General features: G+C 56.0%; 20 protein-coding genes. 14 read left to right on the top strand and 6 right to left on the bottom strand.

Translation table 11 applies throughout. The annotated features are described in order from the left end of the window. Nucleotides 1–10: 10 nt before the first annotated feature. Nucleotides 11–1,735 (bottom strand): tetratricopeptide repeat protein, encoded by a 1,725-nt coding sequence (locus ACR2TX_RS07330; protein WP_240502656.1) that lies wholly within the window; start codon nucleotides 1,733–1,735, stop codon nucleotides 11–13. A gap of 249 nt (nucleotides 1,736–1,984) precedes the next feature. Here ACR2TX_RS07330 and hemA point away from each other — a divergent pair, with 249 nt between their 5' ends. The 4 genes from hemA to ACR2TX_RS07310 are packed head-to-tail and all read left to right on the top strand — an operon-like array spanning nucleotide 1,985 to nucleotide 5,655. After that, entirely contained in the window at nucleotides 1,985–3,247 is a 1,263-nt protein-coding gene (hemA, locus tag ACR2TX_RS07325) for a glutamyl-tRNA reductase (protein ID WP_086133756.1), read from the top strand. A 3-nt stretch (nucleotides 3,248–3,250) separates the two neighbouring features. Beyond that, entirely contained in the window at nucleotides 3,251–4,333 is a 1,083-nt protein-coding gene (gene prfA / locus ACR2TX_RS07320; RefSeq protein ID WP_347257452.1) for a peptide chain release factor 1, read from the top strand. A 4-nt stretch (nucleotides 4,334–4,337) separates the two neighbouring features. Then, nucleotides 4,338–5,252 carry a peptide chain release factor N(5)-glutamine methyltransferase gene (prmC, locus tag ACR2TX_RS07315; protein WP_434131679.1) on the top strand — a complete coding sequence of 305 codons (915 nt, stop codon included), beginning with the start codon at nucleotides 4,338–4,340 and terminating at the stop codon, nucleotides 5,250–5,252. Continuing rightward, nucleotides 5,242–5,655, top strand: coding sequence for a Mov34/MPN/PAD-1 family protein (locus tag ACR2TX_RS07310; protein ID WP_156881169.1), 414 nt, complete (start codon nucleotides 5,242–5,244; stop codon nucleotides 5,653–5,655). Before prmC ends, ACR2TX_RS07310 begins: the two co-directional genes overlap by 11 nt. Before the next feature lie 20 nt (nucleotides 5,656–5,675). Here ACR2TX_RS07310 and ACR2TX_RS07305 read toward each other — a convergent pair whose 3' ends face one another. The 5 genes from ACR2TX_RS07305 to gatC form a co-directional block, all read right to left on the bottom strand. Further along, nucleotides 5,676–6,293: a DUF502 domain-containing protein gene (locus tag ACR2TX_RS07305; RefSeq protein WP_086133758.1), complete on the bottom strand. Its 618-nt coding sequence runs from the start codon at nucleotides 6,291–6,293 to the stop codon at nucleotides 5,676–5,678. A gap of 94 nt (nucleotides 6,294–6,387) precedes the next feature. After that, nucleotides 6,388–9,771, bottom strand: a complete 3,384-nt coding sequence (gene trhA / locus ACR2TX_RS07300; RefSeq protein ID WP_434132432.1) for a PAQR family membrane homeostasis protein TrhA — start codon at nucleotides 9,769–9,771, stop codon at nucleotides 6,388–6,390. Nucleotides 9,772–9,976: 205 nt separating this feature from the next. Further along, the gene (gene gatB, locus ACR2TX_RS07295; RefSeq protein WP_434131677.1) at nucleotides 9,977–11,410 is read right to left on the bottom strand and encodes an Asp-tRNA(Asn)/Glu-tRNA(Gln) amidotransferase subunit GatB; all 1,434 of its coding nucleotides are present in this window, start codon (nucleotides 11,408–11,410) and stop codon (nucleotides 9,977–9,979) included. A 9-nt stretch (nucleotides 11,411–11,419) separates the two neighbouring features. Beyond that, nucleotides 11,420–12,874 carry an Asp-tRNA(Asn)/Glu-tRNA(Gln) amidotransferase subunit GatA gene (gatA, locus tag ACR2TX_RS07290; protein WP_133718021.1) on the bottom strand — a complete coding sequence of 485 codons (1,455 nt, stop codon included), beginning with the start codon at nucleotides 12,872–12,874 and terminating at the stop codon, nucleotides 11,420–11,422. A gap of 69 nt (nucleotides 12,875–12,943) precedes the next feature. Beyond that, on the bottom strand, nucleotides 12,944–13,231 hold the full coding sequence (gatC, locus tag ACR2TX_RS07285; protein WP_077732592.1) for an Asp-tRNA(Asn)/Glu-tRNA(Gln) amidotransferase subunit GatC: 288 nt from the start codon (nucleotides 13,229–13,231) through the stop codon (nucleotides 12,944–12,946). 105 nt (nucleotides 13,232–13,336) lie between these two features. Here gatC and ACR2TX_RS07280 point away from each other — a divergent pair, with 105 nt between their 5' ends. The 10 genes from ACR2TX_RS07280 (at nucleotide 13,337) to mgtE (ending at nucleotide 23,816) form a co-directional block, all read left to right on the top strand. Further along, the gene (locus ACR2TX_RS07280) at nucleotides 13,337–14,383 is read left to right on the top strand and encodes a rod shape-determining protein (protein WP_077732593.1); all 1,047 of its coding nucleotides are present in this window, start codon (nucleotides 13,337–13,339) and stop codon (nucleotides 14,381–14,383) included. 44 nt (nucleotides 14,384–14,427) lie between these two features. After that, nucleotides 14,428–15,312 carry a rod shape-determining protein MreC gene (gene mreC, locus ACR2TX_RS07275; RefSeq protein WP_077732594.1) on the top strand — a complete coding sequence of 295 codons (885 nt, stop codon included), beginning with the start codon at nucleotides 14,428–14,430 and terminating at the stop codon, nucleotides 15,310–15,312. A gap of 19 nt (nucleotides 15,313–15,331) precedes the next feature. Further along, complete coding sequence (mreD, locus tag ACR2TX_RS07270) at nucleotides 15,332–15,793, top strand: rod shape-determining protein MreD (protein ID WP_434131676.1); 462 nt, start codon at nucleotides 15,332–15,334, stop codon at nucleotides 15,791–15,793. A gap of 27 nt (nucleotides 15,794–15,820) precedes the next feature. Continuing rightward, nucleotides 15,821–17,665, top strand: a complete 1,845-nt coding sequence (gene mrdA, locus ACR2TX_RS07265; protein ID WP_077732596.1) for a penicillin-binding protein 2 — start codon at nucleotides 15,821–15,823, stop codon at nucleotides 17,663–17,665. Next, a complete protein-coding gene (rodA, locus tag ACR2TX_RS07260; protein WP_077732597.1) occupies nucleotides 17,662–18,798 on the top strand; it encodes a rod shape-determining protein RodA in 1,137 nt (378 codons plus the stop codon). The genes mrdA and rodA overlap by 4 nt, the downstream gene beginning before the upstream one ends. Continuing rightward, the gene (mltB, locus tag ACR2TX_RS07255) at nucleotides 18,795–19,802 is read left to right on the top strand and encodes a lytic murein transglycosylase B (RefSeq protein ID WP_280858710.1); all 1,008 of its coding nucleotides are present in this window, start codon (nucleotides 18,795–18,797) and stop codon (nucleotides 19,800–19,802) included. Before rodA ends, mltB begins: the two co-directional genes overlap by 4 nt. A 97-nt stretch (nucleotides 19,803–19,899) precedes the next feature. Next, nucleotides 19,900–21,045 (top strand): D-alanyl-D-alanine carboxypeptidase family protein, encoded by a 1,146-nt coding sequence (locus tag ACR2TX_RS07250; RefSeq protein ID WP_434110949.1) that lies wholly within the window; start codon nucleotides 19,900–19,902, stop codon nucleotides 21,043–21,045. Nucleotides 21,046–21,064: 19 nt separating this feature from the next. After that, nucleotides 21,065–21,913: an aminotransferase class IV gene (locus ACR2TX_RS07245; RefSeq protein WP_434110947.1), complete on the top strand. Its 849-nt coding sequence runs from the start codon at nucleotides 21,065–21,067 to the stop codon at nucleotides 21,911–21,913. After that, on the top strand, nucleotides 21,910–22,182 hold the full coding sequence (locus tag ACR2TX_RS07240; protein WP_434110945.1) for a YbeD family protein: 273 nt from the start codon (nucleotides 21,910–21,912) through the stop codon (nucleotides 22,180–22,182). Before ACR2TX_RS07245 ends, ACR2TX_RS07240 begins: the two co-directional genes overlap by 4 nt. Nucleotides 22,183–22,373: 191 nt before the next feature. Continuing rightward, nucleotides 22,374–23,816, top strand: coding sequence for a magnesium transporter (gene mgtE / locus ACR2TX_RS07235; RefSeq protein WP_077732602.1), 1,443 nt, complete (start codon nucleotides 22,374–22,376; stop codon nucleotides 23,814–23,816). The last annotated feature ends 7 nt before the right edge of the window (nucleotides 23,817–23,823 follow it).

The following is a 23,823-nucleotide window of genomic DNA, read 5'->3' as shown; positions in this document are numbered from 1 at the left end:
CTAACACCCGCTATTTGAAGGCTTCCCGATACTTGATCTTAATTTTTTTCATGTCCTCATGGCCTGGATCCTTCTTGAGCGCCTCTTTCCATATCTTTTTGGCTTCTTGATGTCGACCGGACTCCCACAACACCTCCCCCAAATGTGCCGCTATCTCAGGATCACTGACCGACTCATAAGCGCGCCGCAGATAATCGAGTGCCGAATCGTAGTTTCCCAAACGGTATTGCAGCCAACCGTAACTATCCAGGATAGCCGGATCATCTGGCTTCAGCTCTATTGCCCGATCGAGATACCGCTTTGCTTCATCCAATCGGTCGCCGCGATCGGCCAGGGTGTAACCCAAGGCATTAAGCGCGTTGGCATCGTCTGGATTCTTTTCCAATACTGCACGCAGGTCCGCCTCTAACACCTCGACACGGTCTAGCTGTTCGGCAACCAAAGCGCGGGAGTAAAGCAACTCCATCTGGCCCGGCATTTCTTCCAACGCCTCCGTCAGCAAATCAAACGCTGCCTCATAGTCCTTAGTTTTGGACAAGAGCTCTGCCTCCAGCAGGTAGAGCCGCAACGCCTCATTCGGAAATTCTTTGCGCACGTCAACTAAACGCTGCCGAGCGTCGGCCATACGGCCGAGATTAATCAACGCGGTAATTGAATTAACCTTAGCGTCGAATTCCAATGGCCCGGACCCAACTTTGTCGAACCGCTCCAGCGCATTTTGCAGGCGATTCTGGCGCGCTTCGATCAACCCCAAATAGAAATAGGCCTGTCCCCGCCACTTGGGTACGGTCGTTAGATCGGAAAACTCTTTCCTCGCCTTCTCGTCTTGCCCCGCCTCCATCAACAATGTCGCAAGGCCGAAACGCGCATCATGGTTATCCGGATCCTTCTCCAAAATACGAGTCAGCTCTTTCTCCGCCCCTCGAAAATCTCCAGCTTTCGCCAAAAATTGGGAATAGATCAGGCGCAAACGGACATTATTGGGATCGCTCCTCAGCGCCTTCTGAACCGTAGCCCTCGCCGCCTCGGAGTCACCCATCTGAGACATGACTTGGGCCTGCAATAGGCGAGCCCTATTCCAATCAGGGTGCAGAGCCAGCGCTTTTTCCGCTTCCTGCAGGGCTAACTGATACTCACCCCGGCTGCTGGCCAAAAGCGCATACGCGAAGTGAATCTCGGCCATACTCGGAAATTCCGTGACCAAGCGCTGCATTACTTTCGCCCCATCTTCCTTCGGAACCTCCGAATCCAGCCACTTGACCAATTCGATCAATGCATTTTCCAGGTCTACGTCGGGCAGGGTCAGTAGCGCCCTCAATTGATCCAGAGCCTTATCAGTTTGCCCGGCTTTCAGAAGCAACAAAGCCGCAACACGACGCGCCGAGGCATTTCCCGGATCTCGTTCGCTCCACAATGTAGCCGCTGTTAGAGCTTTTTCTGTATTCTTAAGATAGAGCCCGATTTGTGTTGCTCGCTCTGCAACCTGAGCATCTTGGGTAAGCTTGGCTGCTTCCAAATAATTGTTCAGAGCAATCTCGTACTGCCCGCGCTGGCCGGCCAATTCTGCCGACAATAACAAGTAGACGACTTCCGAATGCTGATTAAGCTCTTGGACATCTGCTTGACGGACCCCTTCCAAGGACTCGTCAGTATGAGGCCGCGATGGATTAATACCCGCGCATCCCGATAGCCCAATAGCACCGACACACGCCAAACAGACCAATCGTTTCAACACTGACGAAATTCCTAAGCCGAAGTTAATAAAAGAACCTTGGATAGTATTGACAACGCTTTTCTCCCTTCATCCGAAGCAGCATCGCGAAAATGTCCCGAGCTTTCGATTAAAGCGGGGTAGACTGACTTATAAGCCGGCGAGATTGTACGCTGTCCGTAACATGCAACAATAGACCCGAACCAACGGTATTTGGCTGCATTTGAGGTTTTTCTTAGAATTATATTTGGAAAGTCTCAGAAATTTGAGCTCATGAGCATTTTAACCTTAGGGTTGAATCACAACACAGCACCGATTTTGATCAGAGAACGCCTGGTCTTTCCGGCCGAACGAATCAAATGTGCCTTGCAGGATCTGATTCAATTACCCCAAATTGGCGAAGCCGCGATTCTATCCACGTGCAACCGAACGGAATTGTACTGTGGCGTCGAAACCGATGATCAAAACATTCTGATCGACTGGATCGCTCAAGAGCAGAGTCTTCAACGGGAAGATTTTCAACCGTATCTCTATGTCCACACCGACGGTGAGACGATCCGTCACATGTTTCGCGTCGCCTGCGGGTTGGATTCGATGATACTGGGAGAGCCGCAGATTCTCGGACAGATGAAATCGGCCTACCAAGCCGCAGCCGAAGCCGGAACTCTCGGCAAAACCTTGAGCAAACTGTTTCAGCACACCTTCACCGCCGCCAAGAAGGTACGAACCGACACCGCGATAGGTTCCAGCCCGGTTTCGGTTGCCTTTGCCGCGGTGCGCCTAGCACAACGAATTTTCGACGATCTTTCCGAACAGGCTGCCATACTGATCGGCGCCGGAGAAACGATCGAACTGACAGCCCGCCATCTGGCCGAAAGCAAAATCGGCCATCTGATAATCGCCAACCGCACCTACGACAAAGCACACACTTTGGCCACCCAGTTCAACGGGTTTGCCATCTCATTGGCCGAATTGCCGAAGCATTTGGCCAAGGCCGACATCGTCGTTTCATCCACCGCCAGCCAATTGCCGATTTTGGGTAAAGGCGGCGTCGAGAGCGCCCTCAAAGCCCGCAAGCATAAGCCGATGTTCATGGTGGATTTGGCCGTGCCTCGCGACATCGAACCGGAAGTCGCCCAACTGAGGGACGTTTATCTCTATACCGTCGACGACCTGCGGAACACCATCGAAGAAAACCTGAAATCGCGCCAGGAAGCAGCCAAGAAGGCCGAAGAAATTATCGACACCGAAGTGGAGCATTTTTTGGGCTGGTTGCGCGCTCAGGGTGCGACCTCCACCATCCGCGACTTCCGCAGCCACGCCGAAACGATCCGAGCCGAAGCCTTACATCGAGCAAAACAGGCATTACGATGCGGTAAATCTCCCGAAGAGGCGCTGGATCTTTTGGCGAATCTGCTCACCAATAAATTGATTCACATACCCAGCGTCCAAATCAAGCAAGCGGGCATCCATGAACGGCACGATCTGATTGCCGCCGCCCGAGAACTTTTTCAACTCAAAAACAGCTCTTCTTAATACGTGAAACCATCCATTCGCCAAAAACTCGATCATCTTGCCCAGCGATTCGAAGAAATTACCGCCCTCCTTGCCGAACCGTCGATTCAGAACGATCAAGACCGCTTCCGTGCCCTGAGCCGCGAGTACGCTCAACTCAATCCGTTGGTCGGCTGTTTCAACAAGTATCTCGGTGCAATCGAAGATCTTTCCTACGCGCAGAGTCTGCTCGACGACAGAGACCCGCAGGTGCGTAGCCTCGCCAAGGAAGAACTGGCCGATGCCGAGGGCAGAAAGGAAGCCTTGGAAAAGGAGCTGCAAATCCTTTTGCTGCCCAGGGATCCAAACGACGAACGCAATATCTTTCTGGAAATCCGGGCCGGCACCGGTGGTGCCGAGGCCGCACTGTTCTCCGGCGATTTATACCGCATGTACAGCCGCTATGCCGAGCAAAAGGGATGGAAGGCGGAGGTGATCAGCGAAAGCGAGGGCGAACACGGCGGCTACAAAGAAATCATCGTCCGCATCAGCGGTCAGGACGTTTATTCACGCCTCAAATTCGAGGCCGGCACCCATCGTGTACAACGCGTGCCGGAAACAGAGGCCCAGGGCCGTATTCACACTTCGGCCTGCACGGTCGCGGTACTGGCCGAGGCCGACGAAATCGACGTCGACATCAGCCCGGCCGATCTTAGAGTCGATACCTACCGCGCATCGGGCGCCGGCGGCCAGCACGTCAACCGGACCGATTCGGCGGTGCGCATTACCCATATACCCACCGGGATTGTCGTGGAATGCCAGGACGAACGCTCTCAACACAAGAACCGCGCTCGCGCCATGTCTTTGCTGAAATCGCGCATCCTCTCCGCCGAACAGGAAAAACAGAGCGCCGAAATCGCCGCCTCACGTAAACTGCAAGTCGGCAGCGGCGACCGTTCGGAACGCATACGTACGTACAACTTTCCCCAGGGCCGACTCACCGACCATCGCATCAACCTGACTCTTTATCGGCTCGAAGCCATCATGGAGGGCGATCTCGACCCGGTAATCGATCCCTTGATCAATGAGCACCAAGCCGAATTGCTGGCGCAACTGGCCCAGGACTAATGCGATGAGTACTCCTCTTGCCTCACCGAGATCCAGCGGCATCACCATAGCGGCCGCGCTTCAGACCGCCAGAAGTCGCCTCGAAGGTTTGAGCGAAACGGCGCGGCTCGATGCGGAAATTTTGTTAGCCCGCGCATTAAACCGAGATCGATCGTATCTTCGCGCATGGCCGGAGCGAAAGCTTTCGCCCGATGTAGAAGACCGTTTTCACCATCTGATCGAGCGACGACAGTCCGGAACTCCGGTCGCGTACCTATTCGGCGAAAAGGAGTTCTGGTCTCGTACGTTTAGGGTTAGCCCCGACGTGCTCATCCCACGCCCCGAAACCGAGTTGCTGGTCGAATTGGCGCTGGCGGCCACTCCGGCATCCCAGACGGCCGATATTCTGGATCTGGGGACCGGCAGCGGCGCCATTGCCGTGACCATCGCGGCGGAGCGCCCGGCAGCCCGCGTCACCGCAACGGATCTTAGCCCCGGCGCTTTGAACCTCGCGCAGGAAAATGCGGTTCTGCACGGCGTCCGCAACGTTCGCTTTCGACTGGGCGATTGGTTCGATGCGGTAGCAAGCGACGAGCAGTTCGATTTGATTGTCAGCAATCCGCCTTATGTCGCGGACGACGATCCGCATTTAAACCGAGGCGATGTGCGCTTCGAACCGAGTTTGGCACTAACAGGCGGACTACACGGACTGGATGCTTTCCGGATCATTGCTCGGGAAGCCTGCGATTACTTAAAACCGCATGGACAACTCATACTGGAACACGGTTTCGATCAGGCGGATTCTCTGGCTGACCTTCTGAACGAATTCGGTTACGCCGAAATCAGCCGCCATTCCGACCTTCAAGGTCACTTCCGCGTCACAACCGCACGGTGGGAACCGAGCAGCCGATCCTTTTCGGAACAAAAGCATGCACGATAAAGAAATTCATATCCCCCGCCCCTTAGTCAACCAACTGTTGCACTATGCCCAAACATCGCCGGAAGTTGAAGTCTGTGGTCTGATCGGAGCGAAAGACGGCACCCCAAGCCACTGTTATCCGGTCAAGAATGCGTCGACTACGCCCGACTGCCGGTTCCAGATGGAACCTCAGGACCAAATCGATGCCATGCGTAAAATGCGGGAGCGAGGAGAGGAACTGTTCGCGATCTTTCATTCGCATCCGGCCGCCCCAGCCGAGCCTTCCGCCATCGATCTCGAACAAGCGGCCTATCCCGATGCGGTATATATCATTATCTCCCTGAACACAAAGGGAGTTCTTGAAATGCGAGGTTTCCGGATCAATCAAGCGCGCCAAATCGAAGAAATCGCGTTGCTCCTGTAACGCTCACGGCGCAAAGTCGGCTAACGGGGCAGGCCTAGAGTTTCTTGCGATTTCGGAAAATCAGACCCCACGCTCATGACGAAACTCGTCACCTCCGAGATATCGAGAGCGGATTTGACTACCTTCGACTCGTGCACGATGACGGTGAACCCATTGGTCGGATTCGGCGAAGTGGGCACGTATAGAACATATCTGTCGCCCTCTCGGTTCGTGACGTAAGCCGGCAGCCACATCCCTTCCCTAGGATATTCCACATAAACGATTTCCCGCTTTTGCTCATCGGGCCTGCTGCGAAACATATCGACAATCTTTTTGGTCACCCGGTAAACCGTGTTTAGGAACGGAACTCGCTCTATCGCGAGATCGACTAGGGAAAGAACCAGGGAATGGCGCCGTTTGTTGACGGTGTGCCCGATGTAAGTCAGCAGGCCGAAAACGCCGGCGAACGCGAGAAAAGTTATGCCGTAATTGCCGACCGCCTCTTGCACGCCGAATACCGTACTCAGAATCAAATGGGCGAGAAATATGACGATCTGCGCCACTACGATGATTGGCAGTACCGCCAGAGTACCGATCAAGAAATTGTTCAAGACGATCTTGGCGAGGTGCTTGGCCTCAGCGAAATTACTCGGCGCCATGAGTTTTCTCCCTGAATGTCTAATTTGCCTTGTTAGACAATACGCCGCGCAACAATGATCACCAGGCCTCCTCATGCCTGAAGCGGCGGCTCCTTCACTGACTTGGCCCGACTTCGGTCCGGCTGTCGAACCACCCGCGCCGAATCATCCACTTCGCTGCTTCCAACACCGGGAGTATCGTGGCCGACGCGCCCAGCACTACCGCCCACTCGATTCGCGACAGGCCGAAAGTGCCGAATGCCTCCTGAAAGAACGGCACATAGATGATAGCGAGGAGCAACATCGCCTCCCAAGCGATCGCCAGATTCAGCCATTTGTTCGCGAACGGCCGACGAAACACGGAAAAACGGTCGGATCGAAAATTGTAGGCCTTGAAGAACTCGATCGAGACCAGCGTCGCGAAAGTCACCGTCATCGCCTTGGAAAGCTCGTTGCCGTTGTGTAACGCCCAGACAAAGACACTGAGATTGACCAGAGTCGACCAAATACCGCCGACCAGCATCAGCGAAACGACGGGAAAACTGAAAATCCCCTGCTTCGGGTCGCGCGGCTTCTGTTGCATCAAGGCTTTGTCCATCGGATCGACCGCCAACGCCAGAGCGGGAAGTCCATCGGTAGCCAAATTCACGTAAAGAATTTGCACCGCGCTTAAAGGCAGCGGCAACCCTGCCAGCGTAGCGCCCGCCATCAGGCCGATTTCACCGATGTTGGAAGACAACAGATACATCAGGTATTTCTTGATGTTGCTGAAAATCCCCCGCCCTTCCTCTACGGCGGCGACGATGGAGGCGAAATTGTCGTCGGTGAGCATCATTGCAGCGGCCTCCTTGGATACATCGGTGCCGGTGATGCCCATAGCCACTCCGATGTCGGCCTGTTTGAGAGCCGGAGCGTCGTTCACGCCGTCTCCGGTCATGGCGACGATGCGGCCTTGTTCTTGCAGAGTCCGGACGATGCGAATCTTATGCTCGGGAGCGACACGGGCGAAGACCTCGATTCGCCTGACCGCCTGCGCGAATTCTTCATCGCTCATCGCGTCCAGTTCGACGCCCGTAATCACTCGTCCGTGGTTCAAAATGCCCAGCTCGCGGGCAACCGCTCGGGCGGTGGCAGGATGGTCCCCCGTAATCATGATGACCTTAATGCCGGCCTTTTCGCAGGTGGCGATGGCGGACTTGGACTCGGAGCGAGGCGGGTCGATCATCCCGACCAGCCCCAGGAAACACATGTCTTTTTCAGCCGTTTCCAGAGACGTGTCTTCCTTTTGCGCCACTGCCAGAACACGAAGCGCCTCGCCGGCCAAGCGCTCGGCTTCGGCCTGTATCACGCCGCGGGCCGCATCGTCCAAAGGAGCCTCCCCCTCTGCGCTCAGCCAGCGATCGCTGGCGCTAAGAATGACCTCCAAGGCACCTTTGGAATAAGCTATCCGCCCGCCCTCGGCATTCTCATGGAGCGTCGTCATCCGCTTGGATTCCGAGGTAAAAGGAATCTCGCCCACGCGCGGAAACCGGCGGTCCAATTCGGAGGGTTTTAACCCGGCCTTGGCGGCAGCGACCACCAACGCGCCTTCCGTGGGATCGCCTTTAACCTGCCAGCGGCCCTCTTCAGTTCGATGCACGCCCGCATCGCTCGCCAGTGCCGCCGCTTGAAGCAGATTCAACACTGGAGGGGTAGGAGCGACTTCCCGAGCCTTGTGGAGAAACCGGCCCACCGGTTCGTAACCGGCACCGGTAACGCTGAACAAGTCTCCGCCGGTCCAAATCTTGCGGACGGTCATCTCGTCCTTGGTCAAGGTCCCGGTCTTGTCCGAACAAATAACGGACGTGCTGCCCAGGGTCTCGACGGCCGGCAGACGCCGGATGAGCGCGTGACGCCGGACCATCCGGCGAGCGCCGATGGCCAGAGAAATCGTCACCACGGCAGGCAGGGCTTCGGGCACCACGGCAACGGCCAGGGCAATGCCGAAGATCAGCATGTGCTCGAAGGATTCGCCGCGCCAAATACCGAGAGAAACGATAACAGCGACGATGAAAATGGCGGCGACGGCGAGCACGTTCCCGACTTTGTCCAGGCTCTTCTGCAGCGGCGTCTCGCGCTGTTCAGCCCCGCGCAAGAGCCCCACGATACGCCCGAATTCGCTTTCCATCCCGGTCGCGACGACAATGCCCTGGCCCCGCCCATAGGTCACGGCAGTGCCGGCAAACCCCATATTTTGGCGATCACCGATGGCTAGCCCAGGATCGTTCAGCGGCGCGGTACGCTTTTCCACCGGCGCCGATTCACCTGTTAGGGGCGCCTCGTCGATTTGAAGGTTTACGGCTTCGATCAGACGCAGATCGGCGGGAATGCGGTTGCCGGTCAGCAAACGGACAACGTCTCCGGGAACCAGATAGCGTGCGGGTATCTCCACGAACTTGCCGTCGCGCATCACGCTAGCCATCGGTGCCGCCATCTGCTGCAGGGCTTCCATCGCGCGTTCGGCGCGGTACTCCTGGAAAAATCCGAGCAATACGGCGAATAAAACGATCACCGCGATGACGATGGATTCGACGGTATGCCCCAAATAAGCCGAAAAGCCGATGGCGACCAGCAGAATAACGACCAGAACGCTTTTGAACTGCGACAGAAAAAGTCTGAACGCCGGGGCCCCCTTGCCCTGCTCGATCTCATTGAATCCATGCTTGGCGAGACGGTGATCCGCCTCCTCTTCGGTCAATCCGCTTGGACCGGATCTAACGGCCTCATAAATCTGTTCAACCGTCCTGGCATGCCAGGACGGTTGCTGCTCCGTTACATCGGCCAGATCGGGTTTTATCAGCTCGATCCGATTCAGACTATTCCACACGAACCGCCAATGGAAACCGATGCCGGCCAACACAGCAACATGGAACAACTCGTGGGGGCCTAACACCCCGCCGACGATAACCGGCCATCGCAAAAAGTCGAGAAGCGCTCCCGAGGTGTAAGCCAATGCGCTGAACAGCAGCGTTTTGACGAATGAAAAACCGTAACGGCGCCAAACAGCTATCCCGGACGCCAGCCCCAGCCAGCCTAACCCTAAATACAGCGTCAAACCGAGCGCTTCCGGGATGTCCTGGAAAAAGATGACCTTGAGGGTCAACCCCGTAATCGCCAATCCCCAAATCAAAAGCAAAAAGCCCCAGCGCCAAAGACCGGAGAAAAGAATGCAGTGGACAGGGGTGAAACTCCCGGCGATCAACAAAAAGATCGCGGCATGATCCAGCCGCTGCAATACCGCACGTCCTGCCCCGCCGACGGACAGCAGATGGAACACGCCGCTCATGGAGAGGAGAAAAATGCAGGTAAAAACGAACACCCCGACAGCCACTATGTGGCCGACGTTGCCCCTGGCCCGGCGAATCAAGAAAAACCCCAGAACGGCAAACACGCCTGCGGCCAGCAAATGCATGAGAGAGCTTACGGGATCGGCAAAACCAGGAATCGAATAAGTCTCCATAGCGGGATAGGGCGTCAAAACGGCCAATTGAAAGGGGCAGGGATCTTGCGCCGGCGATGGAGTGCGGCCAAGAAACGGGGCTTGGGCCGGCAAACGCGCGAACGGTCCCACCGCGCCGAAACATCTCGCTTCGGGCGGCACTTAGATTCGGGAAGTGATCGATGGGACCTTAAGGGCTTGCTGATCGCCGCGGTATGACGCAAGGCTACTGCAATTTTTTCTTTAGCAAATCGTTCAACTGCTGCGGATTGGCCTTGCCTTGGGTCGCCTTCATAGCCTGGCCGACGAAAAATCCGAACAGCTTGTCTTTACCGGCCTTGTACTGTGCCAACTGCTCCGGATTCGCCGCAATGATTTCATCGATGATTTTCTCGATCGCTCCGGTATCGGTGATTTGTTTCAGCCCCTGTTTTTCGATAATGGCGTCGGCGGTCTCGCCGGATTCCCAAAGCGCTTCGAAGACCTGCTTAGCCAGTTTTCCTGAGATCGTACTATCGGCGATGCGCCTGATGAGACCCGCGAGGCGAGGCGCTTCGATCGGACATTTCTCGATCTCTAGACCGGCCTTGTTGAGTGCACCGGACAAGTCGCCCATGACCCAGTTGGCACATAACTTGGGATCGCTGCCCGCCGACTCCCTGACCACGGCTTCGTAATAATCGGCAAGCTCCCGCGTGGCCGTCAGCACGGTCGCGTCGTAATCGTTCAGACCGTACTGGGACTTGAAACGGTCGCGCTTTTCGTCCGGCAACTCGGGCAACCCCTTGCGCACGTCTTCGACAAAATTGCTCGATATTTCCAAAGGCAGCAGATCGGGATCGGGAAAATAGCGGTAGTCGTTCGCTTCTTCCTTGCTGCGCATGGAGCGGGTTTCGTCCTTGTTGGCATCGTACAAACGGGTTTCCTGTACGACTTGTCCGCCGTTTTCGAGAATTTCGATCTGCCGCTCGATTTCGTAGTTGATGGCACGCTCCACGAAGCGGAACGAGTTCAGGTTCTTGATTTCGGCACGGGTGCCGAACTTCTCCTGACCTTTAGGGCGCACCGATACGTTCGCATCGCAGCGGAACGATCCTTCCTGCATATTGCCGTCGCAGATCTCCAAATATCGAACCAGGGCATGCAGCTTTTTCATGTAAGCCACCGCCTCCTTCGCCGAGCGAAGATCCGGCTCGGACACGATCTCCAGCAGCGGCGTGCCGGCCCGGTTCAAGTCGATTCCGGTAAAGCCGTGAAAATCTTCATGCAAGGACTTGCCGGCGTCTTCTTCCAAATGGGCGCGCGTGATCCCAATGATTTTCTCGATGCCGTCCACGGAAATGTTCAAATGCCCCTGGCTTACGACCGGAAGATCGTATTGGCTGATTTGATAGCCCTTCGGCAAGTCGGGATAGAAGTAGTTCTTGCGCGCGAATACCGAAAAAGGAGCCACGCGGGCGCCGATGGCAAGACCGAATTTGACCGCCATGCGCACCGCCTCGCTATTCAACACGGGCAATACGCCGGGCAAACCCAAATCCACCGCACAGGCCTGGGTGTTGGGCTCGGCGCCATAGGCCGTAGCCGCACCCGAAAAAATCTTGGATTTAGTAGCGAGCTGGGCGTGAATTTCCAACCCGATGACCGTTTCCCATTCCATACAAACCTCTTAAACGAAATCTTTCGGAGCCCGCCGGTGCCAATCGGTCGCTCGCTGATACCGATGCGCGACATTGAGCAAACGCTCCTCGGAAAAGTAATTGCCGATGATCTGCATGCCGACCGGCAAATTCTTGGAAAATCCGACCGGAACCGACATGCCGGGGAGACCGGCCAAATTTACGGCGATCGTATAGATGTCCGACAGGTACATCGCGATAGGGTCGGCGGTCTTCTCGCCGAAGCGGAATGCAGCGGACGGCGAGGTAGGCCCCATGATCACGTCGACATCCTCAAAGGCCCGTTTGAAATCGTCGCTGATCAAGCGTCGGACTTTTTGGGCTTTAAGGTAATAGGCATCGTAGTAACCCGCGGACAGCGCATAAGTGCCGATGAGAATGCGCCGCTTCACTTCCGCACCGAAACCTTCACCGCGAGAGCGCATGTACAGATCGTGCAAGTCTTTCGGATCCTTACAGCGATACCCGAAACGGACGCCGTCATAGCGGGCCAGGTTGGACGAACATTCGGCGGGTGCCACAACGTAATAAGCCGGTACCGACAACTTCATGTTGGGCAACGAAATCTCTTTCACGGTCGCGCCCAGCTTCCGATATTCGTCAATAGCGTCGTCAATCAGGCGCGCGATGTCCGAATCCAAGGCCTCATCGAAAAACTCTTTGGGCAGGCCGATCCTGAGCCCTTCCAAGCTGTTGTTGAGAGAGGCGGAATAATTCGGCACCGGCCTATCTACGCTAGTCGAGTCCTTTTCGTCGAACCCGGCCATGACTTGAAGCATGAGCGCGCAGTCTTCCGCGGTTCGGGCCATGGGACCACCTTGGTCGAGGCTGGACGCGAATGCGATCATTCCCCAGCGGGAAACCAAACCATAGGTGGGTTTCAAACCGGTGATGCCGCAAAAAGACGCAGGCTGGCGAATCGATCCGCCAGTATCGGTTCCGGTGGCCCCCGGAGTCAGACGGGCCGCCACCGATGCCGCCGAGCCGCCGGACGAACCGCCCGGAACCGCATCGGTGTCCCACGGATTTTTTACCGGTCCGAAATAGCTCGTTTCGTTGGATGACCCCATGGCAAACTCATCCATGTTGAGTTTGCCCAGCATGACCGTTCCGGCCTGCTTGAATCGCTCAACGACCGTGGCATCGTACGGGGCGATAAAATTATCGAGCATCTTCGAACCGCAACTCGTCTTCACGCCTTTGGTGCAGAAAATATCTTTCTGAGCGATGGGGACGCCGGTCAAGACACCGGCAGAACCCTGTGATATCGCCGCATCCGCCGCTGCAGCCTGCGCTAGCGCCTGCTCTTCAGTGACGGTCACAAAGCAATTGAGTTGCGGATCGTAGAGCCGGATGCGTGCCAGAAAAGTCTGTGTCAATTCGATGCTGCTGAATTCTTTTTTTCTGAGTCCGTCAGCTAATTCGGCAATGGTTTTGTCGTGCATGAGATAGTTCCGAAATCCAGAATACGCGCGAAACGGCGGTAGCCCTCCGGCTTCGGCCGTTCCTATCGATCACTCGATAACCTTGGGCACCAGATAAAGCCCCGCTTCCACCAAGGGTGCATGGGCCTGGAATAACTCCCGCTGGTCGGTCTCGCTCACCGTATCCGGCCTCAAGCGCTGAGCCTGATCCAAAGGGTGAGCCATCGGAGTGACCTCCGAGGTATCCACGGTGCTCATTTCCTCGACAAAATCCAATATGCCTGTAAGATCTCGAGCATAAGCGGCCGCTTTTTCGGCATCAATGGCAAGCCGGGCAAGCCAAGCAATTTTGTAAACTTGGTCAATATTTAAGGACATATTTGCATCCGATGTTTCGTTCAGTCATATAATACCTGATATATGGCTTTTGTCGCTCCGGGCTATCCGTTGTAAAATCACGGCATTCACAAGGACTATATGCCTATGTTCTTCAGACACCTCCGAGGATTTTTCTCGAACGACTTGTCCATCGACCTTGGCACCGCAAACACCTTGATCTACATCCGTGGCCAAGGCATCGTGGTGAACGAGCCGTCAGTGGTGGCTATCCGCGAGGATCGCACCCGCGGACAGAAATCCATCGCGGCAGTCGGTTCGGCTGCAAAGTCGATGTTGGGGCGAACCCCCGGCAACATCACTGCCATCCGGCCTCTCAAGGACGGAGTGATCGCCGACTTCACCGTCACGGAGAAGATGCTCCAGTACTTCATCCACAAGGTACACAGGAACAAGCTTTTTCGGCCTAGCCCCAGGGTTTTGATCTGCGTACCGTGCGGTTCTACCCAAGTAGAACGACGGGCGATCAAGGAATCGGCGGCCGGAGCTGGGGCCCGGGAGGTCTATCTCATCGAAGAGCCCATGGCGGCAGCCATCGGTGCCGGACTGCCGGTGCATGAAGCGCGCGGATCGATGGTCCTGGACATTGGCGGCGGAACATCCGAAGTAGCGGTAATCTCGCTGAACGGTATCGTCTACTCCGCCTCGGTGCGCATCGGTGGCGACCGCATGGACGAAGCCATTATGAATTACGTACGCCGGAACTATGGGACACTGATCGGAGAGTCCACCGCCGAACGGATCAAGTACGAAATCGGTACTGCCTATCCGGGTAGCGAGATCAAGGAAATTGAAGTCAAGGGACGCAACCTGGCGGAAGGCGTCCCGCGCAGCTTTGTCTTGAACAGCAACGAAATCCTCGAAGCGCTTCAGGAACCTTTACAGGGGATTATCGGAGCGGTAAAAGTGGCGCTGGAACAGACACCGCCCGAACTGGGTGCTGATGTCGCGGATCGGGGCATCGTTTTGACCGGCGGGGGCGCGTTGCTTAAGGACATGGACCGCCTGATCGCCGAAGAAACCGGACTTCCCGTTTTTATCGCGGAAGATCCGATGACCTGCGTTGCTCGCGGAGGTGGGCGAGTACTGGAACTGCTGGACGAAATTGGCGCGGCAGCATTCTCACTTGAATGAAGTCGGCCGGCTGCCGGCTCGCGTCGTTTTAAGAGGATTGGGATATCAAACGGCTGTTCACGCGAGGCTATTCACTCAATATCCGTCTATTGCTGTGTTTGGCGGCTGCCTTGGTCTTGCTCGCCGCCGAGCAACACGGCGTCTTTCATGCCGCGCGAACGCCTTTCGCGTCCGCGACCTACCCTTTACAGCAAATCGTTAGCTCGCCCGTACGTTTTGGACAGCACATTATAGAATCCGTATCTACATACGCGGGGCTGGTGGCGGAAAACCAAAAATTAAGGGAGGAGCAGCTCGTCCTCAAGACGAAGCTGTTGAAATTCGCCGCCTTGGAGCAGGAGAATATCCGGCTTCGCGGGCTTTTGGACACCTCTTATAAAGTTGGCGAGCAGGTATCGATAGCCGAGCTACTGTCCGTCAATCTTGTCCCCTACGAGCATATCGTCGTGGTAAACAAAGGTGCCCGATTCGGCGTTCATGCAGGCCAACCTGTGTTCGACGCGAACGGAGTCGTGGGACAGGTGCTGCGAGTTGGGCCCTACAGCGCCGAAGTGATGCTGATTACTGACCCGAATCATGCCATTCCGGTACAGGTAAATCGGAACGGCCTTCGTACTCTTGCTTTGGGCACCGGACAAACCGATCGCCTGGCACTACCCTATCTTTCCAGCAATGCCGATATTCAGGTAGGCGACCTCCTCGTAACCTCGGGACTCGGAGGCGTTTTTCCCCATGGTTATCCCGTGGCGACGGTAACAGACGTCGCACCGCAAAAAACATCCTTTGCAAAAATCTCTGCCGCGCCGGTAGCCCAGCTCGACCGAAACCGCGAGCTGTTGTTGGTCTGGAGCGACTCGCGATCCATCCCGCGCATCCCTGCCGGTCAAGAGCAGCATTCAAACACTTTACCCCCTAATGGCGACCGTTAAATCGTCCTCGGCCGGACTGATGGTGGTACCGCTAAGCCTGGTATTTGCCATGACTTTGCGCATTCTGCCCTTACCTCACGAGCTATTCGTACTCAACCCTGATTGGACCGCTTTGTTCCTGATTTACTGGACGATTGCGATACCGGACCGTGTAGGGGTAGGCACGGCCTGGCTCACCGGACTTTTCGTCGACACCCTAACCGGGCGCATGTTAGGTCAGCATGCCCTGGCTTACTCCGTCATTGCCTATGTCAGTCTGCGATTGTATCGCCGACTGCGCCTTTACCCGCTCCCCCAGCAATCTCTCTGGATACTCCTGCTCCTGCTGATCAGCCAATTTCTGATCCTCTGGACGCAAAACATCAAAAACATGAATGTCCTAAATTGGGCATATTGGCTACCATCATTCACCGGCGCACTCGCCTGGCCGGCGGTTTTGATGACGCTACGGCGAATCAGGCGCCATTTCAGCATCTTCTAACGTTCGGCTATGCGGTAAGTGATCGCTATGAGCCGCCCCTTCGACCTCAAAGGCAAGTTTTACGAGAACCGACTGTTTCTCAACCGCATCGCCGCCAGCGTGCTATTCATGCTGCTGGCTACCGCGGGACTTGTAATTCGCCTGATTTATCTCCAGGTGATGGGGCACGAGCACTACACGACCTTATCGCGAGACAATCAGGTCAAGATATCTCCATTAGCGCCGTCCCGCGGCTTGATTCTCGACCGTAATGGCGAAGTTCTGGCAGACAATACGGCCACTTATAGCTTGGAAATCATTCCCGAGCAGGTTCCGGATCTGAACGCCACCTTAGCCGAACTCAAGAACCTGCTCAATCTGAGCGACGAAGATATAAGCCGATTCAAAGCTCAAAAAAGCCAACGAAAAAGTTTCGAAAGCGTACCCTTGCGCCTGGAATTGACAGAGGAAGAAATTGCCCGCTTCGCTGTCAAGATGCCTTATTTCCCCGGCGTCGAAATCCGAACTCGGTTCATGCGCAGTTACCCTTACGGCCATTTGACATCCCATGTCGTAGGCTACGTAGCTCGCATTAACGAAGCTGAGCTCCGATCACTGGACCCGGCACAATACCGCGGAACCTACCATATCGGAAAGAGCGGCATCGAAAAGGCCTACGAATCCGTTTTGCATGGCAAGACTGGCTACGAGGAATACGAGACCAACGTCCAGGGCCGCGCTATCCAGGTGCTGAACACCACTGATCCCGTAGCGGGAGCCGATCTTTATCTTTCGCTGGACATCCGATTGCAGAAAACCGCGTTCGATGCGCTCGGCGAGTATGACGGATCGGTGGTCGCCCTAGATCCTGCTACCGGCAGAGTATTGGTATTAGTTAGTAAACCAGGCTTCGATCCTAATCCGTTTATCCACGGCATCCGCAAAGAAGACTACGATATCCTTCAGAATGCACCGGAGCGGCCGCTATACGACCGGGCACTGCGGGGCGCGTATCCCCCGGGCTCGACGATTAAGCCGTTCGTGAGCTTGGCGGGTTTAAAAATCCTGGACATAAGTCCGGCAAGACGAGTGCTTTGCCCCGGTTATTACCGCCTTCCCAACGCGGACCACAAGTACCGGGACTGGCGCAAGCAAGGACACGGCTCAGTGGATCTCAAATCGGCCATCACCCAATCCTGCGACGTTTTCTTCTACGACCTCGCCCACCATATCGGCATCGACCAGCTACATGATTTCATGCAGCTATTCGGCTTCGGGGAGCGAACCGGAATCGATCTCGTCGGCGAAAAATCAGGCCTCTTTCCTTCGAAGGAATGGAAGAAAAAAAAGCGCAAGCAAGTATGGTATCCCGGCGAGACGGTCATCGCGGGCATTGGACAGGGCTATGTCCAAGTTACGCCTGTCCAACTAGCCAGAGCCACGGCGGTACTCGCCAGTCGAGGGCGAAACGTGGAACCTCGGGTCGTGGACACCATGAAAGCTCCGTACGAGATCCAAAACCCCTACCCTAAGAGCGGTGACGAATTTGTCGCCGATCTCAGACCCGAGCACTGGCGTACGGTGATTGATGCTATGGTCGATGTGGTCCATAGTCAACGGGGTACAGCCAAAGGAATAGCCCACGGGCTTTCATATACCGTCGCCGGCAAAACCGGGACCGCACAGGTGTTCACCGTGAGGCAAGACCAAGAATACAAGAACTTGAAGATTACCAAGGCTATGCGCGATCACGCCTGGTTCATAGCCTTCGCGCCGGCGGAAGCGCCTCGCATCGCGATCGCCGTACTTGCCGAAAACGGTGGGCATGGCGGGTCCGTCGCTGCCCCGATCGCCCGCGCCATCATGGATCAGTATCTACTGGAAAACCCATGAACATAGACCCCGTTCTCGCTCAACTCCGGATCACGCCGCCTCAGCACGTTTCGCCGCTGCAAAAGTTCCATATCGACGTGCCGCTGTTGGCCGGACTGGGAGGATTGTGCACTCTCGCCTTCATCATCCTTTATAGCTCCGGCGGCCAAGATATAAACGTACTCTTACGTCAGTCGGCGCGCCTCGGGCTGGCGATGGCCATCATGATCGCCATCGCGCAAATTCACCCGCGTCACTTCAAGTTTTATAGTCCGGTTCTTTATCTGCTCGGAGCACTGCTTCTGACAGCCGTTCTGGTGATGGGCAAGATAAGCATGGGCGCCCAACGCTGGCTAGACCTCGGAATCATTCGCTTTCAACCATCCGAACTGACCAAGTTGTCCACCCCCATGATGATCGCCTGGTATTTGTCCGGAAATACATCTCCGCTACGATTGAAGCAATTGGTTCTTGCCGGTGTATTGGTTCTGATTCCCACGGCGCTGATCGCCAAGCAGCCGGACCTCGGCACGGCTGTATTGGTAGCCAGCGCCGGCTCGGCCGTGGTGTTCCTCGCGGGAATCCCGTGGCGCTACATACTGGCCCTTGCAATTTTGGGTGGAAGCTTGCTACCTGTAGGCTGGCACTTTATGCACGGCTATCAGCGGGATCGGGTTTTGACATTCCTGAACCCGGAAGGGGACCCTTTAGGACGCGGTTATCACATTATTCAATCCAAAATCGCGATCGGTTCCGGCGGCATCTACGGCAAAGGATGGCTACACGGCACGCAGGCGCACCTGGAATTTCTGCCGGAGCGCTCCACCGATTTCATTTTTGCGGTGTTCGCCGAGGAGTTCGGATTGGTCGGCTGCTTGGGCCTTTTGGGGCTTTATTTGTTTGTTCTCGGGCGTTGTTTTTACATCGTGGTCCAGGCGCAGGACAACTATAGCCGACTCCTGGCCGGGGCGCTGACCGTGACTTTCTTTGTATATGTATTCGTCAACATCGGCATGGTGATCGGCATTCTCCCTGTGGTGGGAGTACCCCTGCCCTTGATCAGCTACGGCGGCACGTCAATGGTGACCCTGCTCGCCGGGTTCGGTATGCTAATGTCCGTCCAGACCCATCGTAAACTCCTGCCGAACGGATGATTATGAGATCCCTCAGTCTCATTTTGCTCATTGCTTCTCTTTATGGCTTTTCTTCACTCGGGAAGGCTGCGGAAAGTCTGCCGCAGCGACCGGACGTCCGAACTTTCATTCGGGATATGAGCCGCAAACATCACTTCAGCGCCTCAGAACTCAACAAGATATTCCAGGACGTGACCATCCAGGAAAAGATTCTCGAAGCCATGGCCAAACCATATGAAGCCAAGCCTTGGCATGTCTACCGCAAGCTGTTTCTCACCGAGAAACGCATACAAAGCGGGGTCGACTTCTGGGGCAAGAACGCTGCCGCTTTGAAGGCCACGGCCAGTAAATACGGCGTTCCCGCCGAGGTGATCGTCGCCATTATCGGAATCGAAACCAGCTACGGCCAGTCGCCGGGCAAGTACCGGGTGATCGACGCACTTTCAACTCTGGCCTTTGCCTATCCGAAACGGGCCGAGTTTTTCCGGCGCGAGTTAGAAGAGTTCCTGGTGTTATGCCGGGAAGAACACATGAATCCCGGCAGTCCCACGGGATCCTACGCGGGCGCGATGGGTATGCCGCAGTTCATGCCGAGCAGCTATCGGAGATATGCCGCCGATGGCGACGGCGATCAACGACGCGACATCTGGAACAATCCGGCCGACGCCATTGCCAGTGTCGCCCGTTATTTCTCCGTTCATGGATGGCAGTCGGGCGAGCCGGTAGCCTTCCCCGCTTCGGTGAACGGCGCTGTACACGAGCGGCTGGCAAACGGCAACCTAAAACCGAGCCGAACCTTGCAGGAATGGCTTTCGCTTGGCGTCATCGATTCCAGCGCGTCCTTGCCCGCCAACGTCAAGGCTGCTCTGGTCAAACTCGATGAAGAAACGGGGCCTGTCTATTGGCTGGGGCTTCACAATTTTTACGTCATCACCCGCTACAACCATAGCCCGCTATACGCGATGGCCGCCTACGAACTGAGTCGTGAATTGGTTTCTCGCCGTAGCGCCGGTAGTTCGTCCTGACCCAAAGACTCCAATGCCTTATCCGGCGGCCCCGGAACGCCGCATGCCCGTGTTACAATGCGGCGCCGATTTTTAACCTGACCGAAAGCAGAAAGCCGTGAAAATAAAATTACCCAGCTTGCTTTTCCTTTTCGCCTTGCTCGGATTTTACCGTCTCAGCCTCGCCGATCAGGTTTTGATCCCGGCGCCCCCCGAAATCGGCGCCAAGGCTTATATTCTGGCGGATTTCAACAGCGGACGCGTGCTCGCCGAGAGCAATGCGGATGAACGCCTCGAGCCTGCCAGCCTGACCAAGATCATGACCGCCTACGTGGTATTCCGGGAATTGGCCGCAGGCCATCTAAAACTGGATGACATGGTCATGGTGAGTGAAAAAGCCTGGCGCACCGAAGGATCGCGCATGTTCGCCCAGGTCGGCGCCCAGATTCCGGTCGAAATGCTGCTCAAGGGCATGATCGTTCAGTCCGGAAATGACGCTAGCGTGGCCTTGGCCGAACATATTGCCGGCGACGAAGCCGTGTTCGCTCAGATGATGAACCAACAGGCCGAACGGCTGGGTATGAAGAACACCCATTACAAGAACAGCATGGGCTTGCCGGATCCCGAGCATTATACGACCGCTCGCGATTTGGTTATTCTCACTCGTGCCATGATCGACGAATTCCCCGAGTTCTATAAATGGCACGCCATCAAGGAATTTGAATTCAACGGCATCAAGCAGCATAACCGCAACCGCCTATTATGGCGCGACCCGACCGTTGACGGCGTGAAAACCGGACATACCGAGGGCGCGGGATTCTGTTTGGTGACATCCGCGGTAAGAGAAAACATGAGACTGATCTCCGTAGTCTTGGGCACCAAAAGCGATAATGATCGAGCCAATGCCAACCAGGCTCTGCTCAATTATGGCTACCGTTTCTTCGAAACTCGGCCGATCTACAAAGCCAACGAAAAATTATCCGAAACCCGAGTGTGGAAGGGCGAAGACACCGAACTGGCTTTGGGTCTCAACCGTGATTTCTACGTCACGTTCCCGCGCGGCCAGTACCAAAATCTCAAAGCTGGCATAGAAGTCAACGGCATGGTCGTCGCTCCGGTGAAACAAGGCGACAAACTCGGCATGGTAAAAGTGACATTCAATGATCAGACCGTCGGCCAACAGGATCTGGTGGCCCTGAAAGTCGTCAACCAAGGCGGATTTTTCCGTCGAACGTTCGACCAAGCCCGATTGTTCTTCAAATAAACACGGGGAGCCGGCTTAAATGGCACAAAACGACTGCCTCGTCTATCTGAACGGGGACTATTTACCACCGAACAACGCCAAGGTATCCGTTTTGGACCGCGGCTTTCTATTCGGCGACGGCGTTTACGAAGTCATTCCCGTCTACGGGGGACGTCCGTTCCGGCTGGACGAACATTTGCGCCGGCTAGATAACAGCCTGCGCGGCATTCGGATGACGAATCCCCTTTCGGATAGTCAATGGGCGGACATATTCGACCGTCTTATTGCCGGGGCGCATGATCAATATCTCTATCTACAAGTCACGCGCGGAGTCGCGCCAAAACGGGACCATGCCATCCCGGCGGACGTCAATCCGACCGTATTCGTCATGTGCTCGCCTATCGCGCCCATTCCCACCAGCGGGGTATGCGCCGTCACCATGGACGATATCCGCTGGCAGTGGTGCCATATCAAAGCCATCACGCTGCTCGCTAATGTGCTGTTGCGGCAAGAGGCCGTGGATCGCGGCGCAGCGGAAGCCATCCTGACCCGTGACGGATGGGTCACCGAAGGCGCCGCGAGCAATGTATTCGCGGTTGTCGACGGTATCCTGGTGACCCCCCCCAAGGGCAACGACCTCTTGCCTGGGATCACCCGCGATCTGGTGTTGGAACTGGCACTGGAAAACAACGTGCCTGCGGTCGAACAGCGCATCCGTTTGGATGATTTGAAGCGTGCTTCAGAAATTTGGCTGACCAGTTCGACCCGGGAGATTCTCCCCGTCATCGAACTCGATGGCGTACCCGTTGGCGGCGGTGAACCAGGGCCCCTTTGGTCGCGAATGCAAGCCATTTACCAAGCATATAAACAGAGGTTACGCACGGCATGAATACCGAAACTCCCGCTGCGCTGCTCCAGTTCCCTTGCGACTTTCCGATCAAGGCGTTCGGCCACAGCCGACCGGACTTCGACGGGTTGATTGCCGAAATTGTGCGCCGTCACGCTCCGAACCTGACCGAAGACGCCGTGACCGCTCGTCCCAGCCAAGGAGGGAGGTTCACGGCAGTCACCGTGACTATCCGGGCCGAAAGCAAAGCGCAACTGGATGCCATTTATCAGGATCTGACCCGTTGCACCGAGGTCATCATGGCTCTGTGAGATGTAAAGCTACTACGCAACAGCCCGATGGCAGCGTTGCGCGGTGCTCGGACAGTCCGGGCAAGAGCCTGGCGCAACCTAATATTTAATATTTGAGAGGAATCTCGCCTTATGCAATAACCGATCCGCTCGACTTCGCCCACCTCGCATTGTCCTTCCGAACCCGCTGAGCAGCACCGACCGAGCGTTTCATGGCAGAACCGAATACCACTCCTCCCGAAGAAACACTCAAGCATCATCTGGAAGAGGTCATCACGCTGCTTAACAAACAGAAGCTCGAGGAGACCATTCTCCAACAGCGCGCGATGCCCCGCCACGACTTGGTGGAAACCCTGCTGCACAAGCGCCATCAGGCGGCACTGAAACAAAAGCTAGACCAACTCCATGCGGCAGACATCGCCTACATTCTTGAGGCGCTGCCTCTGGAACAGCGGCTGTTGGTCTGGAACCTGGTCAAGTCCGAACTCGACGGACAGATCCTGCTCGACGTGTCCGACGCCGTGCGCGAAACGCTCATTTCCGATATGGACACGGATGAGCTGTTATCCGCCACGGGACAGCTTGAAACGGACGAAATCGCCGATCTTGCACCGGACTTGCCGGAAGAAGTCTTGCAGGAACTTCTGGAGAAACTGAACGATCAGAACCGAAAACGTCTGCAATCGGTGCTGTCGCACGAAGAGGACACCGTGGCAGCCCTAATGGATTTCGGCATGGTCACGATACGGGAAGATATCAGCCTGGGCGTGGTGTTGCGCTATCTCAGACGTCGCGGCGATCTGCCCGAACACACCGACAAGCTGTTCGTGGTCGATGAGCACAATGTATTGAAGGGTGTGCTGCCTCTGAAACGCCTGCTCACCACCTCTCCCGAAAAGCCGGTCTCGGAAATCATGAGCAAGGACGTGGTGTCCTTTCATCTCGATGACGACGCCGAAGAGGCGGCCCGAGCCTTCGAGCGCTACGATCTCCTGTCGGCACCGGTGGTGGATCGCGAGGGAAAGCTGCAGGGGCGTATCGGCGTAGACGCCATCGTCGATTATATTCGCCGAAAATCGGACGAAGAGATGCTGTCCCAGGCCGGCCTGTTGGAAGAAGAGGACATTTTCTCCGGCGTCTGGAAAAGCGCACAAAACCGTTGGTTCTGGCTGGCAATCAATCTCGTCACGGCTTTCATCAGCACCCGGGTAATCGGCCTTTTCGAGGACACTATCGTCAAGGTGGTCGCTTTGGCTTCGCTCATGCCCATCGTCGCCGGCATCGGGGGCAACACAGGCAATCAAACCAGCATGATGATCGTCCGCTCCATCGCCCTCGGGGTGATCAATCCCTCGAATGTGAAGCGGCTGGTTTTCAAGGAACTGGCCATCGGTTTCCTCAACGGAGCAGTATGGGGTTCCGTGCTGGGCTTGATCGCCTATCTGCTTTACCGTGACGTCGAGCTCGGACTGGTCATGATGGGCGCCACCTTGCTAAATCTATTGGTGGCGGCGATCATGGGGATCGCCGTGCCTCTGGTGCGCGACCGGTTGGGGCTCGATCCCGCGGTCGGCACCAGCGTACTGCTGACTGCCATGACGGACGGCATGGGCTTTTTCATCTTTCTGGGTCTCGCGACACTGGTTCTCCTGTAACACCTCT

It is taken from the genome of Methylocaldum sp. GT1BB (genome assembly GCF_051027545.1).
Taxonomy (GTDB): Bacteria; Pseudomonadota; Gammaproteobacteria; order Methylococcales; family Methylococcaceae; genus Methylocaldum.
Note: the sequence above shows the minus strand (reverse complement) of the source record. Positions and strands in the feature narration are given on the sequence as shown.

Bases quoted from the DNA above. Each gene is read 5' to 3' on its own strand.
- gatA (WP_133718021.1), bottom strand. From the start codon at position 12,874: ATGCACGACAAAACCATTGCCGAATTAGCTGACGGACTCAGAAAAAAA.
- prmC (WP_434131679.1), top strand. From the start codon at position 4,338: ATGAGTACTCCTCTTGCCTCACCGAGATCCAGCGGCATCACCATAGCG.
- rodA (WP_077732597.1), top strand. From the start codon at position 17,662: ATGAACATAGACCCCGTTCTCGCTCAACTCCGGATCACGCCGCCTCAG.
- ACR2TX_RS07240 (WP_434110945.1), top strand. From the start codon at position 21,910: ATGAATACCGAAACTCCCGCTGCGCTGCTCCAGTTCCCTTGCGACTTT.
- mrdA (WP_077732596.1), top strand. From the start codon at position 15,821: ATGAGCCGCCCCTTCGACCTCAAAGGCAAGTTTTACGAGAACCGACTG.
- gatB (WP_434131677.1), bottom strand. From the start codon at position 11,410: ATGGAATGGGAAACGGTCATCGGGTTGGAAATTCACGCCCAGCTCGCT.
- ACR2TX_RS07310 (WP_156881169.1), top strand. From the start codon at position 5,242: ATGCACGATAAAGAAATTCATATCCCCCGCCCCTTAGTCAACCAACTG.
- mltB (WP_280858710.1), top strand. From the start codon at position 18,795: ATGATTATGAGATCCCTCAGTCTCATTTTGCTCATTGCTTCTCTTTAT.
- ACR2TX_RS07305 (WP_086133758.1), bottom strand. From the start codon at position 6,293: ATGGCGCCGAGTAATTTCGCTGAGGCCAAGCACCTCGCCAAGATCGTC.
- ACR2TX_RS07245 (WP_434110947.1), top strand. From the start codon at position 21,065: ATGGCACAAAACGACTGCCTCGTCTATCTGAACGGGGACTATTTACCA.
- trhA (WP_434132432.1), bottom strand. From the start codon at position 9,771: ATGGAGACTTATTCGATTCCTGGTTTTGCCGATCCCGTAAGCTCTCTC.
- mgtE (WP_077732602.1), top strand. From the start codon at position 22,374: ATGGCAGAACCGAATACCACTCCTCCCGAAGAAACACTCAAGCATCAT.
- mreD (WP_434131676.1), top strand. From the start codon at position 15,332: ATGGTGGTACCGCTAAGCCTGGTATTTGCCATGACTTTGCGCATTCTG.
- gatC (WP_077732592.1), bottom strand. From the start codon at position 13,231: ATGTCCTTAAATATTGACCAAGTTTACAAAATTGCTTGGCTTGCCCGG.
- hemA (WP_086133756.1), top strand. From the start codon at position 1,985: ATGAGCATTTTAACCTTAGGGTTGAATCACAACACAGCACCGATTTTG.
- ACR2TX_RS07280 (WP_077732593.1), top strand. From the start codon at position 13,337: ATGTTCTTCAGACACCTCCGAGGATTTTTCTCGAACGACTTGTCCATC.